This window comes from Empedobacter sp. GD03861 (assembly GCF_029840885.1).
Classification (GTDB): domain Bacteria; phylum Bacteroidota; class Bacteroidia; order Flavobacteriales; family Weeksellaceae; genus Empedobacter; species Empedobacter falsenii_B.
In genome coordinates this window covers 1-10203 of sequence record NZ_JAOCDJ010000059.1, presented here as the reverse complement: position 1 = coordinate 10203, position 10203 = coordinate 1, and the positions used below count along the sequence as shown (strand labels likewise).

Here is a 10203-nt window from a genome sequence, read left to right as displayed (position 1 = left end):
GAAAAATGAGGAATTTCGTTGGTGGGTTGGTTTACTTGCTGTCGTTACATTTATCGTTTTTGTTGTATTATTTTTCAATATTTACCCTAGTTATTCCGTCGAAACCTATTCGTGGTTTAATTTCGAACATTCATTCAGAAGTTCATTATTCCACGTTGTATCTATCGCATCTACAACAGCTTTGGCAATGGAAGATTACACAAGTTGGTTAACCGTAACCACACTTATTTTCTTCTCTTTGTTCTTCATCGGAGGTTCGGCAGGTTCTACATCTGGAGGAATTACAGTTATTAGACACGTCATTTTATTAAAAAATAGTTGGATCGAATTTAAGCGTATTTTACATCCAAACGCAATTATTCCTGTTCGTTATAACAATCGTTCGCTTAACCAATCTATTGTTTTCCACGTCATGGCATTCTTTGTCATGTTTATGTTTACATGGATTGTGAGTTCTATTTTGTTTGCGCTTTTGAATTATGGTATAACAATGAGTTTCCAAGATATATTTTGGCCTCTTTAACATTAACTGCTTCCACTTTAGGAAACGTAGGTCCGGGAATTGGCGAATTTGGTCCGGGTACTTCAATGAATTCTTTAACGGATAGTGCAAAATTATTATGTTGTTTTTTAATGGTTTTAGGTCGATTAGAGCTTTATACAATCTTAATTTTATTTACGCCTGCTTTCTGGAAAAATAATTAATGGGATGCTTCTAAAATTACTTTCTGAATGATTTCTTCGGTTTGATCTGGGAAATCTTTCTCAATAATTTTATTCGAATCCACCCAACGTTGCAATTGTGCTACATTCAAATCATATGAATAATCAACGCCAATCATTTTTAAAGCTTCGCAATTACATAATTGTTCGTATTGACCTTTAATCGGAATCACAAAAAGCTTCTTTTTAAGATAAATACTTTCGGCAGGCAATTCGAAACCAGCACCGCACAAAACTCCTTTACAATTTTCGAGCGCTTTTATAAAAAGACGTTCATCAATAGGATAAATTTCAACATTAAATTGACGTATTACTTCTTTCACAAAAGGTGAAAAAACTTTCCATTTTGAATCTTTAATCAGTGATAATTTCTCCATAATTTCTGTTGGATGAAAACTTGGTAAATACACCAAATAGTAATCTTTTCGTTTTGGACGCAATGCTCTAATTTTATCTCGAATGATTGGTAAAAAAATAGCATCATTATATTCTTCGAAATGAAAACCGTAATACTTAGAAGTTGGTGCGTAATATTTTAAAATCGTTTCGCCCGTTTTATTTTTCACTGTTGGTGTTTCATCAAATAAAAATGAAGCTTGATGACTCAAACCAACAATATTTATCTTTTTCTTTCGAGCTGCATGTGCCGTAATTGGCTCAAAATCATTAATAATTAAATCATATTTTTCAATTGGAAAATGATTCACTTCATTCCAAAAAGATTTAAAACTATTCTCCTTAAAAATTCGTTTATACGAAACTTTCCCAAGCTGATTATAAAACAACGACAAGCCATTGTGATGTTTAAATTGATAATTTTCGAGTTGTAATTGTGAATTAGAACCACTCACAAAAACATTCAAATCTCCATATTCTTCAAGGATTGGTAACATTTTTTGCGCACGAGCCAAATGTCCATTTCCTGTTCCTTGCAAAGCGTATAAAATTTTCATTTATTTTTTATTGAGAATTGAAACAATCTGTTCATCTAACGAATAATTGAACTCGATTTCTTCTAAATTTTGCATCAAAGTATGTTTATGTTCTTCAAAATAAAACACTGACCAATTTCCGTCTACACATTCTAAAGCAGATAAATTCTCAATCCAATCCCCCGAATTCATATAAACACAAATTCCTTTATCCGTTTTTACTTTTCGCAATTGTGGTTGATGAATATGTCCACAAACTACATAATCATATTCATTTTCGATCGCTAATTCGGCAGCAGTTTGTTCAAAATCATTGATATGCTTCACCGCTTTTTTCACTGAATTTTTAATCTTTTGAGATAACGAATAACGTTCTCTTCCAAAAAACTCTAAACATTTATTGATAAAATAATTCAACTGAATTAATTTATCATAACCCCAACCACCTAATTTCGCAATCCATTTCGAATGTTGAATCGATGCATCAAACACATCTCCATGAAAAATCCAAGCGACTTTATCATTTTGTTTCAACATATATTTATCCGTTAAAAGAATATTTCCAAAACGCATTGTGGTAAATTTACGTAACAATTCGTCATGATTTCCTGTTATATAAACGATTGGAATTCCTTGTTCTGAAAGATTTAACAAATAACTAATAATTTGAAGATGCGTTTCTGGGAAATAACTTTTCTTAAAATTCCAAATATCCACAATATCACCATTGAGAATAATTTTTTTTGGATTGATTGACTGTAGATAAGCTAACAGCTCTTGTGCTTTGCAACCAAAAGTTCCTAAATGCACATCCGAAATAACAACAACATCAAGATTACGCTTCATTGATTTTTATTTAAATTTCGAAATCAAATATTACTTAAACGTTTTTTTAATCTTATGAAATCTTTATAAATTTGAGTCTAAATTGTAAAGTTATGAGCGAATTGAAATTCAAAACAAATATAAATTGTGACAGCTGTATCAAATCTGTAAAACCTTTTTTGGATGAAGCTGTAGGTGAAGACAATTGGAAAGTTGACACTTCTGATGAACGAAAAGTGCTGACTGTGACAACAAACGAAGATGAAGAAGAAGTTGTGGAAGCTGTGACAGATGCAGGTTTTAAAATTCAGAAATTAGAAGAATAAATAAAAGCGATTCAATAAAATTGAATCGCTTTTCTATTAGAATAACAATATATTCTTTCTTATTTTTTTACTACTTTTTGAGTAGAAGATTTTCCGTTAGAAGTAGTTTTAACTACATACGTCCCTTTAACTAATGAAGAAACATCTACATTTTGAACACCTTTAACTTCGAAAGATTTTACCAATTGTCCGTTAATATTGTAAACTTCTACAATTGTTTTATCTTTTACATTAAAAGAAGCTGTATTTGTCCATAATGTATTAGAAACTGCTTTAGTTAATGTTAAATTATCTGTACTCAAATTTGTACAAACATTTGCAGCCGTCTGTCCATTTCTAGGAGCAGCAGCAGCTACGTCAAAATCATTTTTATTATCATTTGTATCTTGACATCCTTTTAACTTTCTTTGAGCAGAATCAGTATTAGATAAAGCCGCAGTAGGACCAGATCCTTCATATTCATTAGACGTTCCAAAACCTACAAAATCAACGATATCTTTATCTGTTATATCAGTTATTGGATCAACATTAGAAACAAGTGCTACTTTACCGTTTATGGCTCCTAATGCAAGAGCTGTAGTAGGAACTTGATCAGGAGTTGGCAAAGCATCTGTACCACTACTACCTTTAGCTTGTTGAATTAAATAATATTTACCTGGCTGAATTGTAATATCTGCTAATACTTGTGTATTAGCTGCACTAACAGTACCTGTAGCAGAAGCATATTGAAGTGAATGACCTTTTAATGTAACAGCTTGAGAGCCTCTATTAAACAACTCAATAAAGTCATGCGTATATTTTGCACCCGAATTTCCTCCTCCACCATAAACTTGACTAATCACAACTTGTCCAAATGATAATGTTGATAATGCAGCAACTGCTACTAAAGAATAGAATTTTTTCATATTATATTTTTTTAAATTATTTCTGTAAAGATAGTTAAAAAACTAAATCAATATACAAGACGCAAAAAATTAACGATTTGGTAAAATAAAAAAGCAGCCATATGGCTGCTTCAACTATAAATTCTAATTTTTTATTTCTTAAATATGAATTGCATGTCCATATGCATCTTCTACCGCTTCCATAATAGCTTCTGCCATTGTTGGGTGAGCATGTACAGATTTCATAATTTCGTGTGCCGTCGTTTCTAATTTACGTGCAACAACTGCCTCAGCAATCATTTCCGTAACACCATCACCAATCATGTGACATCCTAACCATTCACCATATTTCGCATCAAAAACAACTTTTACGAATCCATCAGCAGCTCCATTTGCAACAGCTTTTCCGTTTGCAGAGAATGGGAATTTACCAACTTTAACTTCGTAACCTGCTTCTTTTGCTTTTGCTTCTGTAAGCCCAACAGACGCAATTTCTGGTGAACAATATGTACAACCTGGGATATTTCCGTAGTCAATTGGCTCAACTTTTTCGCCAGCAATATGCTCAACACATAAAATTCCTTGTGCTGATGCTAAGTGTGCTAAATCTGCTCCTTTTACAACATCACCAATTGCGTAATATCCTTTTACAGATGTTTCACAAAAATCATTGATAACAATTTTACCTCTTTCAGTTGCAATACCAACTTCTTCAAGACCAATATTTTCTGTATTTGGAACAACACCAACAGCAGATAAAACAACTTCAGCTTCGATGATCTCTTCACCTTTAGCAGTTTTAATTGTTGCTTTTACTAAATCTCCAGTTGTATCAACTCCTGTAACTTCTGCATTTGTTAAGATATTAATTCCAGATTTTTTAAGAGATAATTGTAATTGTTTCGAAATATCTTCATCTTCAACATTTACAATACGTGGCAAAAACTCTACAATTGTCACTTCTGTTCCTAATGTATTGTAGAAATGAGCAAACTCAACTCCAATCGCACCAGAACCTACAACAATCATTGATTTTGGTTGTTTTTCCATTGCTAATGCACCACGATAACCAATTACTTTTTTACCATCTTGTGGTAATGCAGGTAATTCACGAGAACGTGCACCAGTTGCAATAATTATATTTTCTGAAGATAATTCGCTAACAGAACCATCTGCAGCAGTAACTTTTACTTTTTTTCCTGGTAAAACTTTTGCTTCACCTTGAATCACTTCAATTTTGTTCTTCTTCATCAAGAATTGAACACCTTTACTCATACGATCCGCCACTCCTCTACTACGAGAAACTACATTTCCAAATTCGAATGAAATATCTGAAGGTAAGTTAATTCCAAAATCTTCTGCATGATTTAAGTATTTGAATACTTGAGCAGATTTTAATAATGCTTTTGTAGGAATACATCCCCAGTTAAGGCAGATTCCTCCTAATTCAGCTTTTTCTACGATTGCTACTTTTTTACCTAATTGTGCTGCTCTAATTGCTGCAACGTATCCTCCAGGACCACTTCCAATAACTATAATGTCGTAACTCATTTTTTCCATAATTTGATTGCTAATTTAATAATTATAACCCGAAAAAAAAGGAATTCCTTAAAATAGATTAAAATTTCTTACTTTTGCACTGTGAAAATATTCTTTGAAAATTACGCTGACGACTTACAGGTCGAAACTGAATTACCTTTAGAAGGTAGTTTATCACAAGCTATTGAGATTTTTCATAACCTACCTGATTATGACGGAAGTTATATTGGTTTGATGAATCAAGATGGGAATACTGTTCAGATTTCGAAATATGATCGATTTTTATTTTTAGTAGAAATCCCTGTTTATCAAGAACAAGCTTCATATTCAGTATTATTTACTTATTTTCAAGTAATGCAATTATTAGAAGATTTATACAAAGGATTTGATCCTTATAACATAAAAGGATTAAAATTTGAACAGTATTTAACAAAAGAAGCAACGAAATAATCGTTGCTTTTTTATTTTTATATATTATTTAGATTTTACTGCCAAATATATTTTTCACCTAAACTTAACGTTGATTTCATCACATATTTTCCTTCCTCATTTTTTTCGGTTAATACTAAAATAGGATAATATTCACCTGCGGGAACCAATTTTGTGATATTTGTAGTAAAATTTAGCTTTTCAATTTTAGTAAAAGCAGAAATTGGTGAAACATCTAGATTTAGAAGTTCAAATCCGTCTATTTCTTTAACTCCTGTTATATTTTGGTTTGAAAAATATACCATTAACTTTAAGTCATTTGTAGGTTTATAATCTAAATTCTGTATAGAATTATCAACTCCACCAACTGTAACCATCAACGAATTGAAATCAATTTCTAACTTCCAACCTCCAACTAATTTTAGTTTTTTATTTACATTCGCTATATTCAAAGAACTTTCTACAGGTGTATATATATCTGATAAAGTAGCGTCTATATTCTTTGTAGAAGCTAAAGTATTAGCATCTGTAACTTGAGGTAATTCTACATTCTTTACAACTTTATCAATTAAAATATTATTAGATTCTAAAGAAATTTTATTACTCAAAACTTTATAATTCAAAATAGAACCTGATTCTTTTTCTTTCAATAACAAAATTGGTGTATAATCTCCTTGTGCTAATGTTTGAAGATCTGAAGCTTTAAAAGTAACAATAACGTTATTGAAACTTGTTCCATTTCCTTCTAACTGCCCTAATTGTGCGTTTGTATTGATTTTATTCGGTAAATTATATAAATCTACAGATGTTTTTGATGGAGCAAAATATAAATCAAGAAATAAAGTCTGACTTGTTTTGTTTGAATAATTTGTCAATTTTCCTCCAGATATTTTATAGTTAGATGTATTTCCATCATTCGAAATTTTCCATACTCCTTCAAAAGAATAGTCTTTATTTATCGTAGTCGGTAAATTAATAATGTTTATACCATTTTGTTGAGCTGTAACAAAACTACTCATTATAATAGTTGCAGTAAAAAATAATTTAGTAAAAATATTCATAGGTTATATTTTTAGCTTTCCTACAAAAGTAAGAATTTAATTTACAAAAAGTGTTTAAAATCGGATATTTTAAAATTTATATATAAACTATTAATTTTTGATTAATTAATTTTGCGTCGAATTATAGAATTATGACTAAAATATCACCAAAAGATACCGACCAATTTGACGATTTTGTTCACAAGGAAACAACGACATTTGAAGAATTAACTGTTTTCGATCGCAACAATTTGGCACCAATATCTATTGATAATCAATTTGGTTTAATAGATAAAGAAGGAAATGTAATTATTCCATTCGAATATCAAAAACTTGTGCTCACAACTGTTAATGCCTACAGCGCGCAAAAAGAGAATAAGTGGGGAATTATAACAAAATCTAACCAAACTTTGATTCCGTTCGAATATGATTTAACGAGTGATTTTATTGAGAATATTTGTGCTGTAAAAAAAGACGGAAAATGGGGTTTTATTGATTTATTAAATCAAGTTGTGATCCCGTTCGAATATGATGGTTGTACAGATTTTAGAGCTGGTTTGGCTGGAGTTGAAAAAGAAGGAAAATGGGGAATGATTAATAAAAATAATCAGTTGATTATAGCTTATCAATACGAATATTTAACACCTGTCGATCAAAATTTTGCAACTTTTGGAGAAGCTACTTCACTAAAAATTGAGCGTCCAGATATATTAGCTTATTTTCCATATTTCTTATCAAAAGAGAATTATTTGATGCATTTTGGTTTAATTTCTACCAAAAACGAACTAATTTTAAGTCCAATTTCTGAATTACCTATTTTAGAAAGCTTCGAAAATCAAGCAGTTATTCGTCAGAATTATCAATTAGGTTACTTAAAAGATGGAAAAGATTTTGTGAAATTTGAACAATTTACAATCGATCCGTACGAAGAAAAAATCTTAACTCAATTAGGGGTAATGAAATAAAAAAAGAGCTTTTCTCAAAGCTCTTTTTTTATTATCTATTGTTTTGGTTTATACTGCATATGTTCATGATTTTCGCTCATCAACATTTTTTCCCCAACCACTTCAAAACCTTTTCTTTCGTACAATTTCTTTGCATTTGGGTTTGTAAAATCGACCAATAAACCTAAAGTTTTGCCTTGCTTATTTCCTATTCCATCAATCAAATAATCCAATATTTTAGAACCTATTCCTTTTCCTCTAAAATCTTCAGAAACTGCAATGGTATCAATATATATTTCACCTGCTTGTGTTTCATCTTGCGGATGAATAATTTGGTTATAATCATTTTTCAATAATTCTAGAACTGGTTTTCGAAGTTCTTCTAATTTTCCTCCATCATAAAAAGTTGTTGTTCCAGCAAATTGATTATCATATTCTACAACAACTGTATTTTGATAACTATATTGATTTTCTTCTTGTTCAATTAATTTTTTCAAGAATAAAACTCCTTCTTCATAATCTGTTTTTCCAATAAAATCATAAACGATTTTATCCATCGCTAACATCATCAATCTTGCAATTGATAACGCATCTGTCTTTGTTGCTTCTCTAAAATTTAACATAAAAAATAGCCTTGAGATTTCTCAAGGCTAAGTTAGCAATAATTATTTTGAAATTATTTCGCTTTTAATTTATCTAACGTATTGTTATATCCTTCTTTTGCTTTTTCTCCAGCTTCTTTCGCTTCTGCTTTCACATCTTTTGCAGCTGCATTGATATCAGCTTTTGCATCTACTTTATCTACAGTATTATTCACTCCATCTTTTACATCTTGCGCAGCATTATTTACAGCAGCTTTTGCATCAATCCACGCTTTATTAGCATCGTCATAAGCTTTTTGTGCAGCTTCTGTTGCAGCTTTATCACCTTTCGCTTTTGCTTCATCTAAAGCTTTTTTTGCTTCGTCTACTTTCGCTTTTGCATCAGTTTCTGATAATGTAGTTGTTGTAGTTGTCGTTTCTTTGATAACAGCCGTAGAATCATTAGCTAATGAATCTACAGTTACATTAGTTTCAGTTGTTTTTGAAGTTTCTTGTTTACAAGAAGTAGCAAATGATAATGAAGCAACTGCCACTAATACAAATAATTTTTTCATAGTTGTTTATTTAATTGTTTTAATAATAGAATCAATTCTAACAATTTTAATACCAAATTGCGAACGATTATTGAATTAAAATTAAATCTTTTCAGAAAATAAAACAAGATTCTTATAGATAATTATAGATTAGAAGCACTTAGCATACGATCATTTCCAGAAATATCTTTGTGAATGATTACATTTTGATAAAATTTTTGGAATAATTGTTTTGTCTCTTTTCCTAAATATTGATTGATTTCGCAATAAATTTTACCATTCTCTTTCAGATGATTTTTAGCAAAATCTATTACTCGTTCATAAAAAATTAAAGCATCATCATTTTCAACAAAAAGCGCCAAATGAGGTTCAAAATTCAAAACATTTTGATGCATTTCTTTTTTTTCAAGATTTCGGATATAAGGTGGATTTGAAATAATTACATCAAATTTATGGTTTAATTGAATGTCTTCCAGTAAATTATTGTGATAAAAATTTATATTAACTTTTAAATTTTCAGCATTTGATTGTGCTATTTTCAATGCATTTTCAGAAATATCTAATGCTGAAACATTTGCATTTGGAAATAATTTTGCCAACGAAATAGGAATACATCCTGTTCCTGTTCCTAAATCAATCATAGAAATATCTTGATTTTGAGCATAATCATTTCTAATTAATTCAACCAATTCTTCCGTTTCTGGACGAGGAATTAATGTATGTTCATTCACAAAAAAGAAATCGTTATAGAAAAAAGCTTTTCCAGTAATATGTTGTATCGGTTGACCTTTTTTTAATTGTTCTAAATCTGATAAAATTTCAGTCGTTAATTCAATTTCATCTCGGCTAGATAAATCAAGATTCAACTTATCTTCTACATAAATCATGAAAATATGAGAAGCTTCTTCTTTATCATATAGTAATTGCAATTTATCTAAAAACAATTGTTTTAGCTCAACTAAAGTCATTTTGTTAAATTTTTGTAAAGTTAGATTTTATTAATTGAAAGTGCACGATTCTTGATTTCTAAAAAGTAACCAAAAAAGAAATCACAATGAAAATGAATAAATTATTATGTGCTGTTACGATGTTATTTATTAGTCACCTTTCTTTTGCGCAGATAGAAATTGATGGAAATAATAAAAAACTAACGTTAGATTGTAAGGGACAAAAAGTAGAAGTTGGCGGAAGTGGACATGTGATCAATTTGAAAGGAGATTGTACCAAAGTTGAAATCATGGGAACAAATAATACAATATCTGTTAATGGATTAACTTCTGCTGAATTAGCTGGCGAAGGAAATACATTATATTATCGTAAAGCATTATCTAAAAATGGTAAATTACCTCAAATAATTGAGGGAAATAATAATACAATTATCAAAAAGCAGTAAAAATCTTTTCATTTATTATGTCTTTAATAGTTT

At 30.1% G+C, this 10203-nt stretch carries 14 protein-coding genes; 6 read left to right on the top strand and 8 right to left on the bottom strand.

Translation table 11 applies throughout. From position 1 onward, the window contains the following. Positions 1-523 (top strand): potassium transporter TrkG (locus N5D03_RS14260; protein WP_280052030.1); only part of this gene is annotated, 523 nt, incomplete at its 5' end. Then, a complete protein-coding gene (locus tag N5D03_RS14255) occupies positions 511-705 on the top strand; it encodes a potassium transporter TrkG (protein ID WP_280052029.1) in 195 nt (64 codons plus the stop codon). The genes N5D03_RS14260 and N5D03_RS14255, both read left to right, overlap by 13 nt. Here N5D03_RS14255 and N5D03_RS14250 read toward each other — a convergent pair. Then, positions 702-1676, bottom strand: a complete 975-nt coding sequence (locus N5D03_RS14250) for a glycosyltransferase family protein (protein WP_125350431.1) — start codon at positions 1674-1676, stop codon at positions 702-704. The two genes, N5D03_RS14255 and N5D03_RS14250, sit on opposite strands and share 4 nt — an antisense overlap. Further along, positions 1677-2501 carry a UDP-2,3-diacylglucosamine diphosphatase gene (locus tag N5D03_RS14245; protein WP_280052028.1) on the bottom strand — a complete coding sequence of 275 codons (825 nt, stop codon included), beginning with the start codon at positions 2499-2501 and terminating at the stop codon, positions 1677-1679. A gap of 92 nt (positions 2502-2593) precedes the next feature. On the opposite strand from N5D03_RS14245, the gene N5D03_RS14240 reads away from it, so the two are divergent. Next, a complete protein-coding gene (locus N5D03_RS14240; protein WP_280052027.1) occupies positions 2594-2806 on the top strand; it encodes a hypothetical protein in 213 nt (70 codons plus the stop codon). A gap of 59 nt (positions 2807-2865) precedes the next feature. Here the strand turns inward: N5D03_RS14240 and N5D03_RS14235 are convergent, their stop codons facing one another. Continuing rightward, a complete protein-coding gene (locus N5D03_RS14235; RefSeq protein ID WP_280052026.1) occupies positions 2866-3711 on the bottom strand; it encodes a lamin tail domain-containing protein in 846 nt (281 codons plus the stop codon). Positions 3712-3849: 138 nt separating this feature from the next. Next, the gene (gene lpdA, locus N5D03_RS14230) at positions 3850-5241 is read right to left on the bottom strand and encodes a dihydrolipoyl dehydrogenase (RefSeq protein WP_038335929.1); all 1392 of its coding nucleotides are present in this window, start codon (positions 5239-5241) and stop codon (positions 3850-3852) included. 90 nt (positions 5242-5331) lie between these two features. Between lpdA and N5D03_RS14225 the strand changes: the two genes are divergently transcribed. Continuing rightward, positions 5332-5679 carry a hypothetical protein gene (locus N5D03_RS14225; RefSeq protein ID WP_280049691.1) on the top strand — a complete coding sequence of 116 codons (348 nt, stop codon included), beginning with the start codon at positions 5332-5334 and terminating at the stop codon, positions 5677-5679. Between the two features lie 35 nt (positions 5680-5714). On the opposite strand, the gene N5D03_RS14220 is transcribed toward N5D03_RS14225, so the two are convergent. Continuing rightward, positions 5715-6719: a hypothetical protein gene (locus N5D03_RS14220; protein ID WP_219033996.1), complete on the bottom strand. Its 1005-nt coding sequence runs from the start codon at positions 6717-6719 to the stop codon at positions 5715-5717. 131 nt (positions 6720-6850) lie between these two features. Between N5D03_RS14220 and N5D03_RS14215 the strand changes: the two genes are divergently transcribed. Beyond that, complete coding sequence (locus N5D03_RS14215; protein WP_280052025.1) at positions 6851-7663, top strand: WG repeat-containing protein; 813 nt, start codon at positions 6851-6853, stop codon at positions 7661-7663. A 35-nt stretch (positions 7664-7698) separates the two neighbouring features. On the opposite strand, the gene N5D03_RS14210 is transcribed toward N5D03_RS14215, so the two are convergent. The 3 genes from N5D03_RS14210 to prmC form a co-directional block, all read right to left on the bottom strand. Next, entirely contained in the window at positions 7699-8265 is a 567-nt protein-coding gene (locus N5D03_RS14210; RefSeq protein WP_280049688.1) for an N-acetyltransferase, read from the bottom strand. A gap of 53 nt (positions 8266-8318) precedes the next feature. Further along, positions 8319-8798, bottom strand: a complete 480-nt coding sequence (locus tag N5D03_RS14205) for a hypothetical protein (RefSeq protein WP_280038042.1) — start codon at positions 8796-8798, stop codon at positions 8319-8321. Positions 8799-8920: 122 nt separating this feature from the next. Next, positions 8921-9745, bottom strand: coding sequence for a peptide chain release factor N(5)-glutamine methyltransferase (prmC, locus tag N5D03_RS14200; protein WP_280052024.1), 825 nt, complete (start codon positions 9743-9745; stop codon positions 8921-8923). 92 nt (positions 9746-9837) lie between these two features. Between prmC and N5D03_RS14195 the strand changes: the two genes are divergently transcribed. After that, complete coding sequence (locus N5D03_RS14195) at positions 9838-10170, top strand: DUF3060 domain-containing protein (RefSeq protein ID WP_160279610.1); 333 nt, start codon at positions 9838-9840, stop codon at positions 10168-10170. Positions 10171-10203: the final 33 nt, after the last annotated feature.

What these genes read in the sequence shown, in the direction of transcription:
- N5D03_RS14215 (WP_280052025.1), top strand. Translation starts at nt 6,851, where the DNA reads ATGACTAAAATATCACCAAAAGATACCGACCAATTTGACGATTTTGTT.
- N5D03_RS14195 (WP_160279610.1), top strand. Translation starts at nt 9,838, where the DNA reads ATGAATAAATTATTATGTGCTGTTACGATGTTATTTATTAGTCACCTT.
- N5D03_RS14245 (WP_280052028.1), bottom strand. Translation starts at nt 2,501, where the DNA reads ATGAAGCGTAATCTTGATGTTGTTGTTATTTCGGATGTGCATTTAGGA.
- lpdA (WP_038335929.1), bottom strand. Translation starts at nt 5,241, where the DNA reads ATGAGTTACGACATTATAGTTATTGGAAGTGGTCCTGGAGGATACGTT.
- N5D03_RS14250 (WP_125350431.1), bottom strand. Translation starts at nt 1,676, where the DNA reads ATGAAAATTTTATACGCTTTGCAAGGAACAGGAAATGGACATTTGGCT.
- N5D03_RS14205 (WP_280038042.1), bottom strand. Translation starts at nt 8,798, where the DNA reads ATGAAAAAATTATTTGTATTAGTGGCAGTTGCTTCATTATCATTTGCT.
- N5D03_RS14240 (WP_280052027.1), top strand. Translation starts at nt 2,594, where the DNA reads ATGAGCGAATTGAAATTCAAAACAAATATAAATTGTGACAGCTGTATC.
- N5D03_RS14220 (WP_219033996.1), bottom strand. Translation starts at nt 6,719, where the DNA reads ATGAATATTTTTACTAAATTATTTTTTACTGCAACTATTATAATGAGT.
- prmC (WP_280052024.1), bottom strand. Translation starts at nt 9,745, where the DNA reads ATGACTTTAGTTGAGCTAAAACAATTGTTTTTAGATAAATTGCAATTA.
- N5D03_RS14235 (WP_280052026.1), bottom strand. Translation starts at nt 3,711, where the DNA reads ATGAAAAAATTCTATTCTTTAGTAGCAGTTGCTGCATTATCAACATTA.
- N5D03_RS14210 (WP_280049688.1), bottom strand. Translation starts at nt 8,265, where the DNA reads ATGTTAAATTTTAGAGAAGCAACAAAGACAGATGCGTTATCAATTGCA.